Origin of the sequence: Nocardia sp. CA-129566 (assembly GCF_050956075.1) — a bacterium.
GTDB lineage: Bacteria > Actinomycetota > Actinomycetes > Mycobacteriales > Mycobacteriaceae > Nocardia.
The window spans coordinates 1,299,191-1,320,506 of record NZ_CP192085.1 but is presented as its reverse complement, the minus strand read 5'-3'; the positions used below and the strand labels follow the sequence as shown (position 1 = coordinate 1,320,506).

Sequence of the window (21,316 nt, the reverse complement as noted above, 5' to 3'; positions counted from 1 at the left end):
CGATTCGGCTAATGGCCGGATATCGTGATCGCGGACTTGGTACCTGAACGCGCCGCCTGGGGGAGGATTGCAAGGCCTACCGGGTTTGTTTTGCACGGTGAAAGAACCGGGTAACGAGCTGGGTTCACCAGCCGATCCATGTTCTGACACGAGGAGATGAATGATGAGCACCCCTGCCACGACGACCGGGTCCGATTCGGCTCTGCCCCATACCGAGGCCGAGATCGACAAGCTCCGCAAGGAGATCGACCAGCTCGACGCGGAAATCCTGGCCGCCATCAAGCGCCGCACCGAGATCTCCAGAATCATCGGTCGCACGCGCATGGCCTCCGGCGGCCCCCGCCTCGTACACAGTCGTGAGATGAAGGTGCTCGAGCGCTTCAGTGAACTCGGCCAGGAAGGCCACACCCTCGCGATGCTGCTGCTCCGTCTCGGCCGCGGCCGCCTCGGCCACTAGCCGCGTCTGTGGCCGCGACGCGGCCGGACCAGACCACGCGGCGCTCGCAAGACCGTCGCCTCCCCAATGGCCGCCCCGGGTGTTCACCCCCGGGGCGGTCGTTTCACGTCCGGGTCAGGTGAGGGCGATGTACTTGGTGGACAGGTACTCTTCGATGCCCTCGATGCCGCCCTCGCGGCCGAAGCCCGATGCCTTGACGCCGCCGAAAGGTGCTGCCGGATCGGAGATTACGCCGCGGTTGACGCCGACCATGCCGGATTCCAGGCCCTCGGCGATGCGCAGGGCGCGGTCCAGGTCGCGGGTGTAGACGTAGCTCACCAGGCCGAATTCGGTGTTGTTGGCGGCGGCCAGACCTTCTTCCTCGGTCTCGAAGCCGACGATCGGGGCGACCGGGCCGAAGACCTCCTCGCGCAGGATCCGGGCGTTCGCGGGGATCTCGCTGAGGATCGTCGCGGGGTAGAACCAGCCGGGACCGCCGGGCGCCTTGCCGCCGAGCCGGACCTGTGCGCCGACCGCTACCGCATCGTCGACCAGTTCGCTGACCGTATTGAGCTGTTCCTCGTTGATCAACGGGCCGAGAGTGGTGTTCGGATCGGTGCCGGGACCGAGCGTCACGCTGCTCGACATCGCCTCGACGAGTTTCGTCGTGAACTCCGCCAGCACGCCGTTCTGCACATGGAAGCGGTTGGCCGCGGTGCACGCCTCGCCGCCGTTGCGCAATTTGGCCAGCATCGCGCCCTGCACCGCGGCATCGATATCGGCATCGTCGAAGACCACGAACGGCGCATTGCCGCCGAGCTCCATCGAGGTGCGCAGCAGCCCGTTCGCCGACTGCTGCACCAGCTTCTTGCCGACCTCGGTCGAGCCGGTGAAGGTGAGCTTGCGCAGGCGCGGATCGTCCAGCAGCGGTTTCGTCACGGCACCGGAACGGCTGGAGGTGATCACCGAGAGCACCCCGTCCGGCAGCCCCGCCGCACTGCACAGCTCGGCCAGCGCCAGCATGGTCAACGGGGTCGCCGAGGCGGGTTTGACGATCATCGTGCAGCCAGCGGCCAGCGCGGGGCCGATCTTGCGGGTGCCCATGGCCAGCGGGAAGTTCCACGGCGTAATGGCCAGACACGGCCCGACCGGCTGCTTGTGCACCATGATCCGCCCGGTGCCGGACGGCGCGTGCAGGTAGCGCCCGTGCACGCGGACCGCCTCTTCGCTGAACCAGCGGAAGAATTCGGCGCCATAGCGCACCTCATTGCGGCTCTCCGGCAGCGCCTTGCCCATTTCCAGGGTCATCAGCAGCGCGAACTCCTCGGCGCGCGCGGTCAGCTGTTCGAAGACCGTGCGCAGGATCTCACCGCGTGTACGCGATGACGTCGCCGCCCACTCGGCCTGCACCGCGACGGCGGCATCCAGTGCGCGCACCGCGTCTTCCGGCGTTGCGTCGGCGACATGGGTCAGCACCTGCCCATCGGCCGGATTGTGCACCGCGAAGGTGCCGCCTCCGGTGGCGTCGACGGGACCGCCGATCCACAACTGCGTCGGTACGGATTGGAGTACTTCACGTTCGGAGACCATGAACCACAGCCTAGGCCGTGCGCTCGTGCCTCACCCGGGACTGATCGGTGCGAAATCGCTGACCTTTCGACCGACCCACCAGCGATCGGCACAGCCCTTCTCAAAGCGACTTACAAGGCGACGCCACAGCCCTCTTCGAGCGACCTACAAGCGATCGCCACGGCCCTTTTCGAGCGACCTACAAGCGATCGCCACGGCCCTTTTCGAGCGACCTACAAGCGATCGCCACAGCCCTCCTCGAACGACCCACAAGCGATCGCCACAGCCCTCCTCGAACGACCCACAAGCGATCGCCACAGCCCTCCTCGAACGACCCACAAGCGATCGCCACAGCCCTCCTCGAGCGACTCACAAGCGATCGCCACGCGCGGCCGGTGGGGCGACATCGGCGAAAGAATGCGGTCCTAGCCTGCACAGCCGATCGAGTGCTTGTAACCTCGCGGACGTGAGCAGCGACATCACCGCATCGGCGGCCTGGCGGAAACTGCACGAGCATCACAGCGCCGTCGCAGGACGACACCTGCGCGAATTCTTCGCCGAGGATCCCGACCGCGGCCGGGAGCTGATCGTCCGGGTCGGCGATCTGCACATCGACTACAGCAAGCATCGCGTCACGCGGGAAACCCTGCATCTGCTGGTCGAATTGGCGGACGATGCCGGTGTGGCCGAGCGGCGCGACGCGATGTTCCGTGGCGACCACATCAATACCTCCGAGGACCGCGCGGTCGAACATATCGCCCTGCGGCTGCCCGAGGGCGAGTCGGTCATCGTGGACGGCGCCGACGCGGGCGCCGAGGTGCACGAGGTGCTGCGGCGGATGGGTGAATTCACCGACGCGGTGCGCTCGGGCGCATGGCGTGGCGCCACCGGCGAACGCATCCACACCGTGGTGAATATCGGCATCGGCGGCTCGGACCTCGGCCCGGATATGGTGCACCGGGCACTGCGGCACTACGCCGATGCCGGGATCGGCGCCCGATTCGTCTCCAATGTCGACCCCACCGATCTGCTCGCGAAACTCGACGGACTCGACCCGGCCACAACGCTGTTCATCGTTGCCTCCAAAACGTTCTCAACATTGGAGACGTTGACCAATGCCACCGCCGCCCGGCGCTGGCTGGTCGCCGCGCTCGGCGCGGAGGCCGTCGCCAAGCATTTCGTCGCCGTCTCCACCAATGCCGAGCGCGTCGCCGAATTCGGCATCGACACCGCGAACATGTTCGGCTTCTGGGATTGGGTGGGCGGGCGGTACTCGGTGGATTCGGCCATCGGCCTGTCGGTGATGGCGACCATCGGCAAGGAGCGCTTCGCCGAATTCCTGGCCGGAATGCATACCGTGGACCGGCATTTCGCGACCGCGCCGCTGGCCGCGAACGGGCCGGTGCTGCTCGGTCTGCTCGGGGTCTGGTATTCGAACTTCTTCGGTGCGGAATCGCGTGCCGTACTGCCGTATTCGAACGATCTGGCGCGCTTTCCGGCCTACCTGCAGCAGCTCACGATGGAATCCAACGGCAAGTCGGTGCGCGCCGACGGTACGCCGGTGACCACCTCGACCGGCGAAATCTTCTGGGGCGAACCGGGAACCAATGGCCAGCACGCGTTCTACCAACTGCTGCACCAGGGCACCCGGCTGATTCCCGCCGATTTCATCGGATTCGCCCGCCCCACCGCCGATCTGCCCACCCTCGACGGCACCGGCAGCATGCACGATATCCTGATGAGCAATCTGTTCGCCCAGACCAAGGTGCTCGCCTTCGGCAAGACCGCCGAGGAGATCGCGGCCGAGGGCACCGACCCGAAGGTGGTACCGCACAAGGTGATGCCGGGGAATCGGCCGAGCACGACCATTCTCGCGCCGCAGCTGACTCCGTCGGTCGTCGGCCAGTTGATCGCACTCTATGAACATCAGGTCTTCGTCGAGGGCACCATCTGGGGTATCGATAGCTTCGACCAGTGGGGCGTGGAACTCGGCAAACAGCAGGCGCTCGCGCTGGCGCCCTTGCTGACCTCTCCGGAAGAGCCGCAGCCGCAGGGCGACTCGTCTACCGACGCCCTCATCGGCTGGTACCGCGACCACCGCTGATGTCATGGTCAGCCCAGTGCCTGCGCCGTCTTGATCAGGGCGGCGACGATATCTGGGAAGTCGGCGGTGATATCCGGGCCGATTTCGGGGCCGATGGTGTCGGCGGCGTCGCCGATGATCTCGGTCCGGTAGACGACGCGGGTAAAGCCCTCGCCCGCGGGCTCGAGGCGGTGTTCGGTGACGACGGTGAAGTCGCCGCCGTCCATTTCATCGGTGAACAGTTCGCCCGGCTCGATCTCCACCAGGCGCAGCCGCACCGTATCGCCGCCGGGCAGTGTCATCGTGAACTTGGTGCCGACCTCGAACGGGCCGTCGATCTCGATCTCGTCGAGACCGTCGTTCCACTCGGGCCAGGCCTCCATATCCGACCAGCACCGCCACAGCGCCTCCGGTGCGACCGCAGTTTCGGCGCTGTATTCGTACTCCCACATCCCGCTTGCTCCTAGATACGTCGACACGATCTATCGAGCGAGATCATGTCACTCCCAGCGGGATTCGGCGACGCGGAGTCGGTGCCGCGAGTGTCAGCCCTCGGCGGCGTAGTAGCGGCCGCCGCGCTGGCGCAGCACCAGGTCGGCGCTGTCCCGGGTGCCCGCGATCAGGTCGGCATTGCGTAGATCGCTGTCGTACACCTTGATTTTCGCGGCATCCGCGCTCCGGCCGCCGCGGATGTGGCGGCGCAGCAGGCGTTGTTCGATGACCTCGCGTGCCACGTCCAGGTACCAGGCCTCGTCGAGCAGTTCGCGCACGCCCGACCAGGCGCCCTCCGCCAGCAGCAGGTAATTGCCCTCGGTAATGGCGATCTCGTGCCGGTCGAAGACGACACCGGCCGGGGTCGGTTCCTCGATGGCGCGGTCGAAGGTCGGCCACGGCACCGGCTCGCCAATTGGGGTATCGCGCAGGCGGCGCAGGGCTTCCAGATAGGCGGCGACATCGAAGGTGTGCGGTTCGCCCTTGCGCTCCAGGTCATTCGTCGCGCGCAGCACGGTATTGGGTAGGTGGAAGCCGTCCATGGGCGCGATCTCGGCGCACACCCGACCGACGCGCGTGTTCAATTCGTCGCGAATCGACTTGGACAGTGTGGATTTACCTGCGCCCGGCGGCCCCGCGATGCCGAGCACATACCGTCGGGCGCACCCCGTCGCCCGGATCCGCAGATGCGCGACGAGTGAGCGCAGCGGCATTTCGACGGAAGTCCGTGTCATCGAAATAACCCTACTCAGGCTGCGCTCGCCCGCCGTGAATTTGGGCGTGTGGCTATGTAAGTCGGCTATCGAAGTCGCTGTCGGACTTCGGCGGCGAGATCGGCGGCGGCATCGCGCAGGGCTTCGATGAAGATCTGTCGCGGCTCGTTGTCCCGGTTGTGCGGGGTGTCACGCACGTGGTGGTCCTGAACACCGGGCCGGGCCTTCGCGACGTGGACGACGTATGTGGTTCGTACGGCGGCGGGATGACCGATGCGGACCAGGGCGATGCCCTGCGGCAGCACCGGTACCGCGATTCCGGGGACCACGGTAATGCCCATACCCGCCGCGACCAGGCCGAGTTTGGCGAACCAGTCGCGTGCGACGAAGGCGATCTCCGGCTCCCAGGTGGCGTCGGTCCACGCGCCGAGCAGAGTGCTGCTCAGCTCGGTGCTGCCCGCGATCCAGCGCGCACCGCGCAGCTGCTCGGGGGTGACGCTCACGCGATTCGCCAGCTCATGGTCCGGCGAGACTGCGATGAGCAGAGGGTCGTCCAGCAGTGGTTCGATCTCGGTATCCGCGGGCAGATTCCGAGTCTCGGTCACCACCGCCAGGTCCAGCCGCCCGCGCGCGACCGCGGACAGCAGCCGCGGACTGGTCCCTTCGCGCAGCGGCACCCGCGCGAGCCGGGGCGCGGTGGCGGCAATGGCCCTTGGCACCAGTGCCGCCATGGCGGTCGAGAACGCGCCGACCCGAACAGTGGCGGGCGGACGCGCGGCCAGATCGTCGAGTTCGTGACGAACGGATCCGAGGCCGCCGAGCACCATTTCGGCATGGCGCAGCACGATCCGTCCGGCCTCGGTCGCCCGCACACCCCGCGCATGCCGCTCGAACAGTGCCCGGCCCGCGGCCTGTTCCATCAGTGCGATCTGCCGGGACACCGCCGACTGCGTATATCCCAGATTCTCCGCGGCGGTCGAGAACGATCCGCACCTCGCGGCCTCGCGCACCACGCGCAACCCGACGATCGTGAACTCACCCATGCGGTTTGCTCATATCAACCATGCAGGACTCTCGCTTGTCGCATGCCTCGAGGCTACCTAGCGTCGCAGGTATGAGCGCAACCGAGAACAAGAAACTGGTCGAGCGGATCTTCGACGAGATGTCCCGGGGCAATACCCGGGCGATGGCCGAGGCCATGGCCGACGACTTCCGCTGGATCTTCCCGGGAAACTGGTCCTGGTCGCACACCTGGGCACCGAAGGCCGTTGTGCTGGACGAACTCCTGCGACCACTGATGACCCAGTTCACCGAATACCGCAGCGCGGCCGAATTCATCATCGCCGAGGACGACCGTGTGGTGGCCCAGGTGCGCGGCCATGGCATGACCACCGGCGGTGAGCCGTACGAGCAGACGTACTGCTTTATTTTCCGGGTCGCCGACGGTCGGCTCACCGAGGTGATCGAGCACTGCGACACCGCGCTCGTCGAGCGGGTACTTCAACCGCTCGCGCCTGGCACCAGTTAGATCGGGCGGGTCGCGCGGTAGAAGGTGACGCGGCCCAGACGACGGTGGCGCTGGGAGGCGACCACGGCACTGTCGAAGCCGACGGAGCGCAGCAGTTGGGGGATGCTGTCGCCGAGATTGTCGGCCGCGTGCTTGTTGTGCAGCATGAACCGGGCGACCAGGCCGTCGTCCGGTGTGACGGCACCGCCGACATCGACAATGTGCAGGCTGCCGCCGGGGCGCAGCACGCGCAGCGCCTCGGCCAGCGCCGCTTTCTTGATGTCGGCGTCCAGGTGGTGCAGCATCATCGCCGACAGCAGCCGATCGAACTCCCCCTCCGCATAGGGCAATTCCTGGGCATAGGCACGTTCGAAGCGAATTCCGCTCAGCCCGTGGGCTTTTCGTTCGGCCCGGGCCAGTGCGAGCGGATCGGGATCGGAGCCGATCAGCTCGGCGGCGGGTTGGGCGCGTTTGGCGCGAATCGTCAGATTTCCGGTGCCGCAGCCGATTTCCAGGACGCGCTGGCCGGGCGCGAGTTCGGCCTGCGCGACGAGAGTTTGGTGGAGTTTGTACATGCCGAGCAGTCGGGTGAGCAGATCGTAGCCGGGCAACAGTGCGTCACGGCCCGCCGCGGGCAGGTAGTCGTGCCGGTTGCCCATGGCATGGAGAACGGAATGTGGATGATCTTTGGTCATGGTTCTCATGGTTCCCGCAGATAGAGCGGAAGAATTGGGTGATTGTCGGCGGAATTAGGACTATTTTCGGTGTCATGACCGAGGCCACCCGGGTGATCAGGCACCGCGACGGCGTTCCGGTGTACGACTATCGCAGCGACCAGGTCACGCCGCCGATATCGCTGATGCGGTTCGATGCACACCACGCGCCCGGCAATGGCAGTCCGCATATTCACGAATTTCCGGTGCTGGTGTATGTCCGGCCCACCGGTGCGGTGTACGTGGTCGCGGCGGGTCAGGTGATCAGGGCCGCCACTGTGGGTGAGTTCGACGGCGCCGTTGGAGTGTTCTTCGATCCCGCGATGCTCGGCGATGCCGGACGGACGCCCTGGCCGGCCTGGCGCGCGCATCCGCTGCTGTTCCCCTTCCTGCACCAACGTTCGGGTGGGGTGCTGGAGCTGTCGGTACCGGCGGCACGCAGGCCGCTATGGGACAGCGCGATCGCCGCGATCGACACCGAACTGACGCAGCGGCAGGAGGGGTACCGCGAGGCCGCGACCGCACATCTGACGCTGCTGCTCATCGACCTCGCGCGACTGGCCGCCGATGTGGTGGGTGATCTGCGACGCAGCGGCGAACCGCTGCTCGCCGAGGTATTCGAGGTGATCGACCAGCGGCATACCGCACCGCTATCGCTACGCGATGTCGCGCACGCGGTCGGCATGACACCGGGACACCTCACCACCGTGGTGCGCCGACGCACCGGACGCACCGTGCAGGCATGGATCACCGAGCGGCGAATGGCCGAGGCGCGCCGCCTGCTGGCCGATACCGATCTGCCCGTCGGCGAGATCGCCCGTCGCGTCGGCCTGCCCGATCCGGGCTATTTCACCCGACTGTTCCGACGCAACCACGGTCTGTCACCACGGCAATGGCGCGACAGACCCGCGCCGGTCCGGTCCGGTTAGACGATGTCGCATGCGCCTGATGGGGAGGCCCCACGTGGTTACGCATCCGCTGCCTCCCCCGGGCCTTGCCCCCGTTAGACCAGGGCGCGGTCGATGATGGCCGCGGTGTCGACGCCGGTGGGGAGGGTGCCGAAGGCGATGCCCCAGTCGTCGCCGAGGCGGGTGGCGCAGAAGGCGTCGGCCACCGCCGGATGGCCGTGACGGACCAGCTGCGCGCCCTGTAGCACCAGGGCCATGAGTTCGACGACGCGGCGGGCGCGATATTCGATCTCGTCGAGGTCGGACAGTTCCTTGCCGACCCGGGCGATGGCGTCGTCGAGCCGGGGGTCGGCACCCGCCGCGAGCGAGACCTCGTTGAAGAATGCCTCCACGGTTTCGGGCTGGCGGCCCATGGCGCGCAAGGCGTCCAGGGCGGCCACATTGCCGGAGCCTTCCCAGATCGACATGAGCGGAGCCTCGCGATAGAGCCGCGGCATACCGGATTCCTCGGCATAGCCGTTGCCGCCGAAGCATTCCAGGGCCTCGGCCGCATGCGACGGGGCGCGCTTGCAGACCCAGTACTTGGTGACCGCCAAGGCGATTCGACGCAGCGCGGCCTCGGCGGGATCGGTGCTCGCCCGGTCGGTGGCACCGGCCAGGCGCATCATGACCGTCGTCGCGGCGTCGGATTCGATAATGAGGTCGGCCAGCACATTGCGCATCGCGGGCTGATCGATCAGCTTGGCCCCGAACGCTTCTCGGTACCGCGCGTGGTGGGCGGCGTAGACGGCGCCGATGCGCATGCCGGTGGCGGAGCCGATGACACAGTCCAGGCGAGTCATATTGACCATTTCGATAATGGTCTTGACGCCCGCGCCCTCCGCGCCGACCAGCCAGCCCGTGGCGTTCTCGTATTCGATCTCCGAGGAGGCATTGGACTTATTGCCGAGCTTGTCCTTGAGCCGCTGGATCCGAATGGGATTGCGGGTGTCGTCGGGCAGGACGCGCGGCAGCAGGAAACAGGACAGGCCGCCGGGGGCCTGGGCCAGGGTGAGGAACATATCCGACATGGGCGCCGAGGTGAACCACTTGTGACCGACGATGCGGTAGCTGCCATCGGGTTGCGGTGTCGCGGTGGTGGTGTTGGCGCGGACATCGGAGCCGCCCTGCTTTTCGGTCATCGACATGCCCGCGACGAGACCGGCCTTGGTCGACGGTTCGCGCAGGCCGAAATCGTAAGTGCGGGAACCGAGTAGCGGCTCGTATTTGGCGGCGAGCTCCTGATTGTGGCGCAGCGCGGGCACCACGGCGTAGGTCATCGAGATCGGGCACATGTGTCCGGCGTCGGCCGCGCCCCAGGTGTAGAACTTGGCGGCGCGGGCAGCGTGCGCGCCCGGCCGGTCGTCGAGCCAGGGCGCGCCGTGCAGTCCGTGCGCCACCGCGACCTTCATGAGTTCGTGCCAGTACGGATGGAATTCGACCTCGTCGATGCGGTTGCCGTAGCGGTCGTGGGTGTGCAGGACCGGCGGGTATGCGTTGGCGAGACGACCCCACTCCTGCGCTTCGAATCCGCCTGCGAGCGTGCCGAGTTCACGTACTTCCGACTCGGCCCAGCCCGCGCCTTCCCGGCGCAGCCCCTCCAGCAGGGCCGGGTTCTTCGAGACATCGAAGGGCACGATGTTCGGAGCCTGGTTGAAGACTTCATGCGTCGGCATCGGACACTCCTGAGTGGGATTCATCGCGCGCACCCAGCGCGCGTAGTGCGAACCTGATGACTTCGGGCACAACGGATTCGCTGTGCGGTGCGTCGGCCAGCGGGCCGACCAGGACCTCGCCGATGGCGCCGACCAATGCGGCAGCGCTGGTCCTGGAGTCCTGTGCGGGCAGTTCGCCGCGCGAAACCCCGTCCGCCACCGCGGATTCGAAGGCCTCGGCGAAGGCGCGACGGAAGTGCAGGCGCTCGGTGTCGACCACGGCATCGACGGGTTCGACGAGCAGGACGTAGGCGAGTTTCGGATTCTTCAGCGCCCGGCCCGCGAAGGTCTCCACCGCGGCGCTGACCCGCTCGACGGCGGTTCCGGTGGCGGCGGCGGTCGCCACCGCGGTCACCTCGTGCGCGACCACCTTCCGGAATACCGCCCTGACCAGGTCGGCCTTGCCGCTGAAGTTCTTGTAGACCGTTCCGGTGGCCAATCCGGCCTCGGCGGCGACTGCCGCCATGGACAATCCGGAGTAGCCCTCCCGGGACAGCACCTTGGTCGCGGCCTGCACGATCAGCCCCGCCTGCGCATCGAGGCGGGCCTGGACAGCGGGGGTTCTGCGGTAGGCCATACAAGAAGTGAACCATAAATTCATTTCTTGACACAAGACCATCCTCGACGGCGTATGGTCGTGCTCGTGAGTGTGCGAATCGAACGCAACGGACCCGTGACCACCGTGATCCTGCACCGCCCCGGGGCACGCAATGCGGTCGACGGCCCGACCGCCGCGGCCCTCGCCGACGCATTCCGCGAATTCGATGCCGACCCGGACGCGGCGGTCGCCGTGCTGTGGGGCGAGGGCGGCACCTTCTGCGCGGGCGCGGACCTGAAGGGGTTGGGCACCGAACGCTCCAATCAGGTTACCGAGGACGGCGACGGTCCGATGGGACCGACCCGCATGCGGCTTTCCAAGCCGGTGATCGCCGCGATATCCGGATATGCGGTCGCGGGTGGGCTGGAGCTGGCGCTGTGGTGCGATATGCGAGTTGCCGAGCAGGACAGCACATTCGGCGTGTTCTGCCGCCGCTGGGGTGTCCCGCTGATCGACGGCGGCACCATCCGGTTGCCGCGCATTATCGGCACCGGCCGCGCCATGGATATGGTGCTCACCGGCCGCGCCGTCGCCGCGACGGAGGCACTGCAGATCGGGCTGGTCAATCGGGTGGTGCCGAATGGCGAAGCACGCAGTGCCGCTGAACAACTCGCCGCCGAACTGGCCGCGCTGCCGCAGACCTGTCTGCGCTCGGACCGTCTGTCGCTGCTGGAACAGGACGGCATGGACGAGCAGACCGCCCTGCGCAACGAGTACCAGCACGGTCTGCGCGCCCTCTCCGACGGAGCTTTGGACGGTGCCCAGCGATTCGCGGCGGGCGCGGGACGCCACGGCGCGCGGAGCTGAGGGGGCGAGCCCGACGGTGACGGGGCGGCTGAGCGTCGTCGACGAGATCTTCCTGCGCACCCATCGCGGGCTCGGCACCCCGATCGCGCTACAGGGGTTGTGGCGTACTGCCGATCGCGTCGACCCGGCGCTGCTTCGGCAGGTGCACGCGGCGTTGCGCGTTGGTCCGTTGGGGCGCAGGGTGATTCGGCCGCGCGTACCGGGCGCGCGCCGCAGTTGGCGACCGAACAGCCGCGCGTATCCACTCGAGTTCACCAAAGGCACGATCGCTCACGAGGATCTGCTCACTTGGGCCGACCAGCAGGGCGCGGACCTCGATCCCGAACACGGTCCCGGTTGGCGACTATCGGCCGCCGCGTTGGACGATGGCGGATCGATTGTGTCCCTGAGCTGTTCGCATGCGCTCGCCGACGGCAGAGCGCTGGTGCTCGCGGTGGACGATGCGCTGGGCGGCACGAGCTTGACCGCACCGGCCGCGCGGACCACGCATTCATCCTCGAAAGCCACTGCACCAGAACCAGATCACTCTGACATCGTGCCAACGGCTGGAAGCGCGTCCGCCGGTTCAAATACGAGCGACTCGATAGCGACGCCCAACGCCGACGCTGCGACAACCGCTGCACCAGAATGGAATCGCTCCGGCAGGACAGGCCGGTTGGACAGCCTGACGCGCCAATCGTTGGTCCCCGAAGGGGCCTTCGGCTCGGCCACGGCATCAACGGTGGGCGGCGCTTCGGGACGATCGACTGAGACCGAGTCGATGGCGACGCCGAGGCCTGGCGCAGCGAAATCCGCTGTACGGGAGTCGGATCTATCCGGCAAAGCACGCAGGTACGCCCCGATGGACCGGGCAGCCGAGGTCCGCGCTCCGGAATCGGATTGGTCCGATGCGTGGCGGCAGTGGTCGGTCGTCGTGCGCGGCACTTTTCGTGCACTGCGTCGCGGGATCCCGGAACGGCCCACACGTGCGGTATCGACTCGCGAATGCGGGGTTTCGACCTCCGAGCACGGCATGACGGAGACGCCCAGCGTGATTCTGCAATGTTCGGCGGCCGACTGGGAGTTGGCCGCTGCCGCACAAGGCGGCACGGCCAATAGTCTTTTCATCGCGCTGATCGCGAAGATGCTGTGGGCCAGTGGATTTCCCCGGGAGACCATCGGTGCCAGCCTTCCGGTCGATACCCGCGACGAGCCACGCGTCGATAACGATCTCGCGATGACCGAGATCAGTATCGATCGAGCCGATACTGCGGCGACGATCCGCGAGAAATCCCGAATCGCCTACGAGCGCCGCATGTCCAGCCCCGGCGGGATGCCGGAGGAACTGCTGCAGGTGATTCCGGACCGCTGGGCCTACGCACTGTCCAGAGGCGCGGGTGAACGAGACATCCTGTGCTCCAACATCGGAACCCTCCCCGACTCCCTGCGCACCCTCGGCCCACACCGCTGCACCGGCGTCGCCGCCCGCGCCATCCACCCCGGACTCACCGCGGACCATCTCCCCCGCACCCGCCTATCCGGCTACCTGTGCCGCATCGCCGACACCTACACCCTCGCCATCGTCAGCCTCGACCCCGACCGCATCGCCTCACCCGAGACCCTGCGCAACCTGGTCCACGAGACCACAACCGCCCTCTTGCTACCGATAACCCTGTGGTGAGTCGCCGCGCACATCGAGTAACTGCCTCGCACAAGCGGCACCAGCTGCGAGGCAGTCACTGGATGTGCGCCACCGGCACAACAACATCCGCGCGCCACTGCTGGTGTCGGCACACCTTTGGAATCGCATTTGGTTGGACAGCACCGAACTGGACCGACCCGAGTGCTCCCTTTCGGGTTGCGGAGAATGTTCTGTGCGGTCGTAGCGCCTTTGACTTAGTACTCGCTGGGCCAACCGTCTTCGCCGACCTCGATCACGTTGCCGTCCGATGTGTGAAGTTTCGGAGCGCTTTCGGTCGGGGCCAGATCGAGCCTTCGCATGGTGTCCTCGTGGAATATCGCAAGGAGATCCCTTACCGAGGGCACTATTTCGCCACTCCATGGCCGGAGTCCGAACATCGGGTTCACATCCCCGCCTGCGAGGAAGGGAGGTCCGACATGTGCAGTAGCGCGGACCAGGATTCCTCACGGACCGCGTCCCACAGGTCGCTGTGCTGCGGCAGCAGTTCGCGGGCGTCGACCAGATCGGGGTAATCGTCGAACATGATCGTCCCGGGCTGCGCTCCTGGGAGCAGAGTTCGTGACGGCAGGCGATACGCGGTGAACGCCTCGCCGCTGAGCTGAACACGCAGTATGCGGGCAGCCCGGTCGACCAGCTGCCACACGGCGACCATGCCAGCCGGTATCTGCGTGGTACGCAACGGATTCGGCCTCACCGCTGCCTCACGATCGGAGTCGCCACACCCGAGGCGCGACGGGACACCTCGCCGCTCGGGTGTTCGGGAGGTGCCCACGTTCGGAGTGCTTCGAGGTAGCGCTCGATGACCTCGATCGGCACATCGCAGTAGACCCTGCGCTGTGGCCCATGAAACGCGGCTCGCTTTGGAAGTTCTCGGCTCAGCATGTACCGACCTCCGTGAATGGATGGCTCGAGGTGCGCCCGGCCCCTGAACAAAACACCTGAGAGGGAAGGAGATTCGTCTATCCGGTCGCGCTTCCAGCACACCATCGACACACCCAGAATGGCACTGTCATTCCGACAATCCCACAAACTCAGGAGAAACCCCACGACAGATGTCATCCTGGCAGGCGATCACTGCCATTTCGAGAGTGCCGAGGAGCTGATGTGACCGCAGATCCACCCCGAGCCTCACTGCCGCGCCGCCAGTTGGGTCGGTTCATCCGCAGGCAACGCGAGGAGAACACCTCACTTACGCAGGCGGAGGTGGCGATTCAGATGCAGTGGAGCCACAGCAAGTACTCACGCCTCGAACGCGGCGAACCCGGCAAGGTACTGGACCGCGATCTGACCGCCCTCGGCGAGGTTCTCGAAATCCCCGAGGACAAGGTAGCCGCCATGATCGATCTGGCACATCAGGTCGCCGAGAAGACTTGGTACAACACCTTCGACGACCTGATCCGCGAGAACTTCGACGTGTACATGCGTCTGGAAACAGATGCGCACGCCATGGGGATCTATCGGCCCGACCTTGTGCCGGGTCTGTTGCAGACGGCCGAGTATGCCCGCGCACTCAATCGAATCTACTTCCCCAAGGACTCCGAGGAGGAGCAGGATCGTCGAATCGCGCTGAAGTTGCAGCGCCAGAACATCATTACGCGCAAGAAGTCCCCGATCGGTGTCGATCTGGTGCTGCACGAGTCGGCGCTGCACTCGACGGTCGGGGACACCGCGACCATGGCAGCCCAATTGCGCCACCTTGCCGACATCGGTACAAAACCGAACATTACGATCCGCGTTCTACCGTTCAAGACAGGTTTCCCACTCGGGATGGCGGTAGGCCCGTTCGTCATCCTCGATTTCAAGCCGGACACGAAGGGCGTCGCCGAACCGACTGTGATTTATGTCGAGAACTTCACCGGTGATGCGTACCTTGAAGGAGAGCCGGACGTCGACAAGTACCGTAGGGCGTTTGCGACGATCCAGCACTCTGCGCTGGACGTGGTAGCCAGCAGGAGCCTGCTGCGGCAGGTAGCAAGAAGGGATCCGTGACAGTGGAGAAAGACCGCCTGGTGGGGGCTAAGTGGTTCAAGAGCACCCGCAGTGCCGGGAACTCGGAGTGCGTGGAGGTCGCGTTCCTCGGTGATGGCATGGTCGGGGTTCGGGATTCGAAGAATCCGGCTGGCCCAGCACTTGTCTTCACTCCCGGCGAATGGGACGCCTTCACCGCAGGCGTGACCGACGGCGAGTTCAACCGTCCATAGCGTCTCCGCGAGAACAAAAGGCCCGGTCCGCCCATTCGGATCGGGCCCTTTCGTATCCGCGCGGGGTGATCGGAACGATCACGATGTGGTGATCGATGCGATGTCGAGTCGATCGAGCACATCCTGCGGCAGCTCGATGCCCGGCTCCAGATCATCCGAGGAGATCGGGGCGTCCCAGATCTGGCGGATGGGCAAAACGCCTGCCCACACGCCGCCGGTCTCGATGTCCGCGGCATCGTCCTTCGGACCGCCGGTTCGGACCTTCACCGAGGCCTCGGTCAGGTCGAGGGCGAGCACCATGGTGGCGGCCATTTCCTTTTTGTTCGGCCAGCGCACCCGATCCCACGCCCCTGGCGCGGTGTGTTCGACGATCACTCGTAGCGCGTGCATGCACTCCTCGGTGTCAGTGAGTTCGACGGCACGGCCGCGCACCACCGCCGAGCGGAAGTTCGCGGAGAAGTGCATGGCCGAACGGGCGTAGACGATGCCGTCGACCAGGGTGACGGCGATGGAGATATCACCGGTCAGCGCCGCCCGCAGGTTTCCGGCACCGGTCGAGCCGTGCAGGTAGAGCGTGTCGCCATCGCGACCGTAGACGGTCGGGAGCACCACCGGGCTGTCGCCGAGCAGCACGCCGAGGTGGCAGACCAGACCGGCATCGAGAACGGCATCAAGTTCGGCCCGGTCGGTGCGGCCGCGCTCCTTGGAGCGGGTCAGGGTGGTACGCGGGGTCGGCGAAAGCAGTGGTCGAGAGCTGATCGACTTCGTCATGCCTCTAGCGTGGCGGGAGAAGTGGCATTCTGAAATAGCCAATTCGCGCAAATTCCAACAGTCCAATCTCCGGAGGTGAGCGATGCTGGATGAGCTGCCACTGGTCCTCGACCGTGATGCTGACGAGCCATTGTCGGTTCAAGTCGCGCAAGGCCTGCGCGCCGCGGCGAGCAACGGACTCCTGCGTGCCGATGATCGGCTCCCCTCGTCGCGAGCGCTGGCCCAGCGCCTCGGTGTGAGCCGCACGGTGGTCGCCGCGGCCTACGACCAACTGCACGCCGAGGGCTGGATCGCGAGCCGTCGCGGCTCGGGCACCTTCCTGACCACCGCCCCCGCCGAAGCGCCCGCCCGACCGAGTTCCCGCAGCACCGCCGAGCATCCGCCGGAACTGCTCGATCTCGGCCCTGGCGCGCCCTGCATCGAAGCCATCGACCAGGCGGCCTGGCGACGCGCCTGGCGCGCGGCGGCCGACAACTCCCCGATCATCCGCAAGGATCGCAGCGGCGAACCGGAATTTCACGCCGCGGTCGCCGAACACCTGCTGCGCCACCGGGGGCTCGGTGCGGGCAGCAGGACCGTGGTGCTCGCGACGGCCGGAACCAGTTCGGCCGTAGGCGAACTCGCGGCCGCCCTACTGCGTCCCGGCGACGCCATTGCCATGGAAGACCCCGGCTACCAGCGTGCCGCAGGTGCATTTGTCGCGGCCGGTGTCCGGGTGATCCCGGTGCCGATCGATGCCGACGGCCTGCGAGTCGACCGATTGCCCGACGGCATCAGGGCCGTGTATTGCACTCCAGCACACCAATTTCCACTCGGCACGCGCATGCAGGCGGCGCGTCGCGTACAACTCGTCCAATTCGCCAGGCGTGCGGGCCTGCTCATCATCGAGGACGACTACGACGGCGAATTGCGCTACGACACCGCCCCTTTGCCGCTGCTGGCCGCGATGGCCCCGGACGTCGTCGTCCATCTCGGCACCACGAGCAAGATCCTCTCGCCGACCTTGGGTGTCGGCTGGCTCGTCGCCGCCCCGGACATCACCGAAGCCGTTATCGCGCACCGCGAACGAACCGGTACCGGCCCGAGCCCCGCTGGGCAGCGAGTACTCGCCGAATTCGCCCGTCACGGCGATCTCGCCCGACACCTGCGCCGGATACGCCGTGCGGTGTCCCCACGCCGAGCCCTGGTCGTGGACGAGCTGTGCCGCCGCGGACTCGAGGTACTCGGTGACGATGCCGGTTCACACGTGGTTGTGCCACTGGATTCGGCCGAAGCCGAACAGCGGGCCGTGGCAGTGGGGCGAGCGCGCGGTGTGGCGCTCGACGGACTGTCCCGCCACCACCTTGCGGCACAACACCATCCACTCACCACGGCAGCTGGTCCGCACACCTTCGGAATCGCACTCGGCTACACCGCGCTGAGCTGGACCGAGCTGACCACCGCCATTCCGATTGCCGGAGAATGCCTTACGCAGGCCCGGGCAATGATTTCAGCCGAACAGTCGGGCGACGAAGGGCATGCTGTCGGGTAGCGAACCCGCGACGGTCGCGTTGTGATCCAAGCCGGGGTAGATGTGCACCTCGGGCCGGACGCCGTTGGCCTGTAGGTCGGCGATCAGTTTCGCGGTCAACGGCGCGGGCACGTCGGTGTCATTGGTGCCCTGGCCGAGGAACAGCGGGCGGTCGTATCCAGTCATCGGCACATCCATTATCGGGCGTGCGGTAGCGGCGAAGTCGCCTTCCGAAAGTGGCCGGGAGAACAGCTGATTCAGGGTGATGCCCTCGGCGCGTTGGGCCAGGGGTGTGAAGCACAGCGTCCGGGCCGCGTCGACCAACTCCTTGCCGACGGGGGTGAGGTAACTGTCCATGTCGAAGTCCGGACGTGCCGCCGTCAAGCCATTCATCACATACGTCGCGTAGGCAGTCAGGTGCGACGACTGGATCGCTGGCGTGGACGGACCGACCAGCGTGGACGCGTCGACGATATTCGAAGCGGGACCGGTGGCGACCGCACCGCGGTAGTCGAGTTCGGGGCCGTACTGCGTGGCCAACGATGCGGTGAACACGGTCGCCCCGCCGCCCTGGGACTGGCCGATGGCCACCCATTTCGACGAGAGCGAATCGTCGACGGCGCGGGCGGCGCGCACCATATCGATCGCGGCATGCGCCTCGGCACGGCCATCGAGATAGGCATGCACACCGGGTGTGCCGAGGCCGATGTAATCGGTGGCGACGATGGCATAGCCCTGCCGAAGCCAAGTGTTCAGATAGTTCTTGTCGCGGTCGGAGCGGCCCGCCGTCGACGGGGCGCAATCGTCGCCGACGCCGGCGGTCCCGTGTTCCCATGAGAGCACCGGCCAGCCGCCGGGTGGGGGCGTCCCGGCCGGGATGAAGATCGCGCCGGTCGACTGGGCGGGGCGATCGTCGGAGTCGCTGGTCCAGTAGGTGAGTCGGCGCGCGGATCCGGTGCCCGCGAGCCACAGCTCCGATGGCAGCGCCTCGTCGCGCACAACCGTTCCCGGCGCCGGTTGCACCGGATCCGCCTGCGCGGTCGCGGCCACGGGTCCGGCCAGGATGGCCGCCGTGGCCAGGGTGATCAGTGTGCGACGCATCGACACTTTCCTCTCATTCCGAGTTGCTGTCTCATTGAGACACTTTAGCGGGACTAAGCTCAAAAGTGTCACTTTGAGACAGATGAATTCTGGAGGTCGCATGGAGCAGAGCGGTCTGCGCGAGAAGGAGAAGGCCCGGGTACGTCGGGAGCTGATCGATACCGCCCTGCGTCTGTTCGAGCGGCAGGGTTTCGAGCAGACCACGGTGCAGCAGATCGCCGATGCCGTGCAGGTTTCCCGGCGCACCTTCCACCGTCACTTCCCGTCCAAGATGGCCGTGATATTCGCGCACGAGGAAGATCTGATGGCGCAACTGCTTTCGGCACTAGAGCGTCGACCGGACACCGAATCCGCGCTCACCGCACTGCGTTCGGCGATCCAGGACCTACTGCTCGACGAATCCGAGGCGGCGCTGCGCCGCCATCAGGCCGATACCGCGCGCCGCGCCCGCCACCTGCTGGTCAGCAATCCCGAACTGCGCCAAGAGAACTTCACCGGGGCCATGAGCCGCAAGCACGCCCTCGCCCAGCTCCTCGCGGAACGTTGCGGCCTCCCCGAAACCGATCTACGCCCACAACTCGTCGCCGCCACCTGCTTCGCCGCCTTCGGCGTCGGCCTCGACACCTGGATGCTCGGCACCGACCATTCGATCGCGGCGCTGTACAAAATCCTGGACGGCATCGTGGCCGCATTGCAGCAAGGAATCGATGTGCCGGCGGCCGATACCGGGCCGCATTGAACCGTTCGGATCGCCGGGTAATCACTGGCGCGGTCGTAGCATGGTCCCCATGACCGAACAGGACATCCTGGCGCGTATCAAAAAGTTGGTCGATCGCGAGCACGACTTGCGGTCGCGAGCGACGGCCGGTGCGGTTGATCCGGTGTCCGAGCGGCAGCAGCTCGCCGAACTCGAAGTCATGCTCGATCAGGCCTGGGATCTGCTGCGACAGCGCCGGGCGCGGATCGAGGCGGGCGCCGCACCCGAGGACGCACAGGAGAGTCCGGCCCGTCAGGTCGAGGGCTACCTGCAGTGACCTCGGATGCGGCCGCCGAATATGACGTCATCGTGATCGGCGGTGGGCCCGCAGGCGAGAACGCCGCCGCCTACGCCATCGCGGGTACCGAGCGCACCGCCGCGATCGTGGAGCGGGAATTGGTCGGTGGTGAATGCTCGTATTGGGCCTGTATGCCGAGCAAGGCGCTCCTGCGGCCGGCGCATGTGCTCTCCGGCGCCGAGGCCATGGCCGGGGTCGCGGCGAGCGGACTCGATGTCGACGCGGTGCTGAAACGGCGCGACGCCTTCACCCACAAGCACGATGACAGCTCGCAGGTCGACTGGGCCGCGAACAACGGTATCGATGTGGTGCGCGGAACCGGACGGCTCGCGGGCGAGCGACTGGTCGAGGTCGGCGCACGACTGCTGCGCGCCCGGCATGCGGTGGTGCTGGCCACCGGGACCAAGGCCGCGGTGCCCGATATCCCCGGACTGCGCGACGCGCTGCCATGGATTTCCCGGGATGCCACCAATCTGCACGAGGTCCCGCGCCGGGTGGTGATCATCGGCGGCGGTGTGGTCGCCTGTGAGGCGGCGACCTGGCTGGCCGCACTCGGCGCGAGCGAGATCACCATGCTGGTGCGCGGTGACACACTGCTGGGTAATGCCGAACCGTTCGCACGCGAACGGGTGGCCGCGGCGCTGTCGGATGCCGGTGTGCAGATCCGCTTCGGCACCCAACCCACGCGCGTGGAGCGCGCCGAGGCGAAGGACACCGGCGAGGGGTGGATCCACGGCGGGACCGTCACCGTTCGGATCGGCGAGACGGAGATCGAGGCCGATGAGATCCTGGTCGCCGCCGGGCGCGGACCGGCGACGGCGGAACTCGGCTTGGATGCGGTCGGGCTCGCGGACGGCTATGTCGAGGTGGACGACCGGCTGACGGTGCGCGGCATCGACGGTGAGTGGCTGTACGCGGTCGGCGATGTGAATCATCGTGCCGCGCTGACTCATATGGGCAAATACCAGGCCAGGGTGTGCGGTGATGTCATCGCGGCACGGGCCGAGGGGCGCGCGCTGTCGGATGTGCGCTACGCCGCGACCGCCGATCACGGGCAGGTGCCGCAGGTGGTGTTCACCGCGCCGGAGGTCGCCTCGGTCGGGCGCACCGAGGCCGCGGCGCGTCAAGCGGGCTACGCGGTCGACACCGTGGAGATCGATATCGCGGTCGCCGGATCGGCGCTGGCTCGCGATGGCTACTCGGGGCGGGCGAAGATCGTCATCGATACCGCGACCGACACGCTGCTCGGCGCCACCTTCGTCGGTCCGGAGGTCGGTGAGCTGATCCACGCGGCGACCATCGCCGTGGTCGGCAAGGTGCCGCTGGCCACACTGTGGCACGCGGTGCCCGCCTACCCGACGGTGAGCGAGCTCTGGTTGCGCCTGTTGGAGGCCCGCCGCTCCTAGTTACCATCGGA

At 66.8% G+C, this 21,316-nt stretch carries 22 protein-coding genes; 12 read left to right on the top strand and 10 right to left on the bottom strand.

All coding sequences use genetic code 11. The features are described 5' to 3' along the window. Positions 1-163 precede the first annotated feature (163 nt). Positions 164-457 carry a chorismate mutase gene (locus ACQP0C_RS05965; protein ID WP_327093861.1) on the top strand — a complete coding sequence of 98 codons (294 nt, stop codon included), beginning with the start codon at positions 164-166 and terminating at the stop codon, positions 455-457. Between the two features lie 114 nt (positions 458-571). Here the strand turns inward: ACQP0C_RS05965 and ACQP0C_RS05960 are convergent, their stop codons facing one another. After that, positions 572-2,026 carry an NAD-dependent succinate-semialdehyde dehydrogenase gene (locus ACQP0C_RS05960; protein ID WP_433731308.1) on the bottom strand — a complete coding sequence of 485 codons (1,455 nt, stop codon included), beginning with the start codon at positions 2,024-2,026 and terminating at the stop codon, positions 572-574. Positions 2,027-2,471: 445 nt separating this feature from the next. Here ACQP0C_RS05960 and pgi point away from each other — a divergent pair, with 445 nt between their 5' ends. Beyond that, on the top strand, positions 2,472-4,109 hold the full coding sequence (pgi, locus tag ACQP0C_RS05955; protein ID WP_433731306.1) for a glucose-6-phosphate isomerase: 1,638 nt from the start codon (positions 2,472-2,474) through the stop codon (positions 4,107-4,109). A gap of 8 nt (positions 4,110-4,117) precedes the next feature. On the opposite strand, the gene ACQP0C_RS05950 is transcribed toward pgi, so the two are convergent. The 3 genes from ACQP0C_RS05950 to ACQP0C_RS05940 form a co-directional block, all read right to left on the bottom strand. Continuing rightward, positions 4,118-4,540 (bottom strand): SRPBCC family protein, encoded by a 423-nt coding sequence (locus tag ACQP0C_RS05950; protein WP_433731304.1) that lies wholly within the window; start codon positions 4,538-4,540, stop codon positions 4,118-4,120. A 93-nt stretch (positions 4,541-4,633) separates the two neighbouring features. Continuing rightward, positions 4,634-5,314, bottom strand: coding sequence for a nucleoside/nucleotide kinase family protein (locus tag ACQP0C_RS05945; RefSeq protein WP_433731302.1), 681 nt, complete (start codon positions 5,312-5,314; stop codon positions 4,634-4,636). 65 nt (positions 5,315-5,379) lie between these two features. Further along, positions 5,380-6,336: a LysR family transcriptional regulator gene (locus ACQP0C_RS05940; protein ID WP_433731300.1), complete on the bottom strand. Its 957-nt coding sequence runs from the start codon at positions 6,334-6,336 to the stop codon at positions 5,380-5,382. 71 nt (positions 6,337-6,407) lie between these two features. Between ACQP0C_RS05940 and ACQP0C_RS05935 the strand changes: the two genes are divergently transcribed. Next, entirely contained in the window at positions 6,408-6,821 is a 414-nt protein-coding gene (locus tag ACQP0C_RS05935; RefSeq protein ID WP_433731298.1) for a nuclear transport factor 2 family protein, read from the top strand. Here ACQP0C_RS05935 and ACQP0C_RS05930 read toward each other — a convergent pair. Continuing rightward, on the bottom strand, positions 6,818-7,495 hold the full coding sequence (locus ACQP0C_RS05930; RefSeq protein ID WP_433731296.1) for a class I SAM-dependent methyltransferase: 678 nt from the start codon (positions 7,493-7,495) through the stop codon (positions 6,818-6,820). The two genes, ACQP0C_RS05935 and ACQP0C_RS05930, sit on opposite strands and share 4 nt — an antisense overlap. 74 nt (positions 7,496-7,569) lie before the next feature. Between ACQP0C_RS05930 and ACQP0C_RS05925 the strand changes: the two genes are divergently transcribed. Further along, on the top strand, positions 7,570-8,442 hold the full coding sequence (locus ACQP0C_RS05925) for a helix-turn-helix transcriptional regulator (RefSeq protein ID WP_433731294.1): 873 nt from the start codon (positions 7,570-7,572) through the stop codon (positions 8,440-8,442). A gap of 74 nt (positions 8,443-8,516) precedes the next feature. On the opposite strand, the gene ACQP0C_RS05920 is transcribed toward ACQP0C_RS05925, so the two are convergent. Then, complete coding sequence (locus tag ACQP0C_RS05920; protein ID WP_433731292.1) at positions 8,517-10,136, bottom strand: acyl-CoA dehydrogenase family protein; 1,620 nt, start codon at positions 10,134-10,136, stop codon at positions 8,517-8,519. Next, entirely contained in the window at positions 10,123-10,752 is a 630-nt protein-coding gene (locus tag ACQP0C_RS05915) for a TetR/AcrR family transcriptional regulator (protein WP_433731290.1), read from the bottom strand. The genes ACQP0C_RS05920 and ACQP0C_RS05915 overlap by 14 nt, the downstream gene beginning before the upstream one ends. Positions 10,753-10,806: 54 nt before the next feature. Here ACQP0C_RS05915 and ACQP0C_RS05910 point away from each other — a divergent pair, with 54 nt between their 5' ends. Together ACQP0C_RS05910 and ACQP0C_RS05905 are read left to right on the top strand one after the other, a co-directional pair. Next, the gene (locus tag ACQP0C_RS05910) at positions 10,807-11,580 is read left to right on the top strand and encodes a crotonase/enoyl-CoA hydratase family protein (RefSeq protein WP_433731288.1); all 774 of its coding nucleotides are present in this window, start codon (positions 10,807-10,809) and stop codon (positions 11,578-11,580) included. After that, positions 11,531-13,240 carry a hypothetical protein gene (locus tag ACQP0C_RS05905; RefSeq protein WP_433731286.1) on the top strand — a complete coding sequence of 570 codons (1,710 nt, stop codon included), beginning with the start codon at positions 11,531-11,533 and terminating at the stop codon, positions 13,238-13,240. Before ACQP0C_RS05910 ends, ACQP0C_RS05905 begins: the two co-directional genes overlap by 50 nt. Before the next feature lie 403 nt (positions 13,241-13,643). On the opposite strand, the gene ACQP0C_RS05900 is transcribed toward ACQP0C_RS05905, so the two are convergent. Next, positions 13,644-13,913: a hypothetical protein gene (locus ACQP0C_RS05900; protein ID WP_433731284.1), complete on the bottom strand. Its 270-nt coding sequence runs from the start codon at positions 13,911-13,913 to the stop codon at positions 13,644-13,646. A gap of 452 nt (positions 13,914-14,365) precedes the next feature. On the opposite strand from ACQP0C_RS05900, the gene ACQP0C_RS05895 reads away from it, so the two are divergent. Both ACQP0C_RS05895 and ACQP0C_RS05890 read left to right on the top strand, forming a co-directional pair. Next, complete coding sequence (locus tag ACQP0C_RS05895) at positions 14,366-15,250, top strand: helix-turn-helix domain-containing protein (protein ID WP_433731282.1); 885 nt, start codon at positions 14,366-14,368, stop codon at positions 15,248-15,250. Next, complete coding sequence (locus ACQP0C_RS05890) at positions 15,247-15,462, top strand: DUF397 domain-containing protein (RefSeq protein WP_433731280.1); 216 nt, start codon at positions 15,247-15,249, stop codon at positions 15,460-15,462. Before ACQP0C_RS05895 ends, ACQP0C_RS05890 begins: the two co-directional genes overlap by 4 nt. 78 nt (positions 15,463-15,540) lie before the next feature. Here ACQP0C_RS05890 and ACQP0C_RS05885 read toward each other — a convergent pair whose 3' ends face one another. Beyond that, on the bottom strand, positions 15,541-16,233 hold the full coding sequence (locus ACQP0C_RS05885) for a pyridoxamine 5'-phosphate oxidase family protein (protein WP_433731278.1): 693 nt from the start codon (positions 16,231-16,233) through the stop codon (positions 15,541-15,543). Between the two features lie 82 nt (positions 16,234-16,315). On the opposite strand from ACQP0C_RS05885, the gene ACQP0C_RS05880 reads away from it, so the two are divergent. Beyond that, positions 16,316-17,764, top strand: a complete 1,449-nt coding sequence (locus tag ACQP0C_RS05880; protein WP_433731276.1) for a PLP-dependent aminotransferase family protein — start codon at positions 16,316-16,318, stop codon at positions 17,762-17,764. On the opposite strand, the gene ACQP0C_RS05875 is transcribed toward ACQP0C_RS05880, so the two are convergent. After that, complete coding sequence (locus ACQP0C_RS05875) at positions 17,723-18,844, bottom strand: lipase family protein (RefSeq protein ID WP_433731274.1); 1,122 nt, start codon at positions 18,842-18,844, stop codon at positions 17,723-17,725. The two genes, ACQP0C_RS05880 and ACQP0C_RS05875, sit on opposite strands and share 42 nt — an antisense overlap. A gap of 82 nt (positions 18,845-18,926) precedes the next feature. Here ACQP0C_RS05875 and ACQP0C_RS05870 point away from each other — a divergent pair, with 82 nt between their 5' ends. The 3 genes from ACQP0C_RS05870 to ACQP0C_RS05860 are packed head-to-tail and all read left to right on the top strand — an operon-like array spanning position 18,927 to position 21,305. Beyond that, complete coding sequence (locus ACQP0C_RS05870) at positions 18,927-19,583, top strand: TetR/AcrR family transcriptional regulator (RefSeq protein WP_433731272.1); 657 nt, start codon at positions 18,927-18,929, stop codon at positions 19,581-19,583. Between the two features lie 49 nt (positions 19,584-19,632). After that, entirely contained in the window at positions 19,633-19,878 is a 246-nt protein-coding gene (locus ACQP0C_RS05865; RefSeq protein WP_433731270.1) for a DUF2630 family protein, read from the top strand. Then, positions 19,875-21,305, top strand: coding sequence for a dihydrolipoyl dehydrogenase family protein (locus ACQP0C_RS05860; RefSeq protein WP_433731268.1), 1,431 nt, complete (start codon positions 19,875-19,877; stop codon positions 21,303-21,305). The genes ACQP0C_RS05865 and ACQP0C_RS05860 overlap by 4 nt, the downstream gene beginning before the upstream one ends. Positions 21,306-21,316 lie beyond the last annotated feature (11 nt).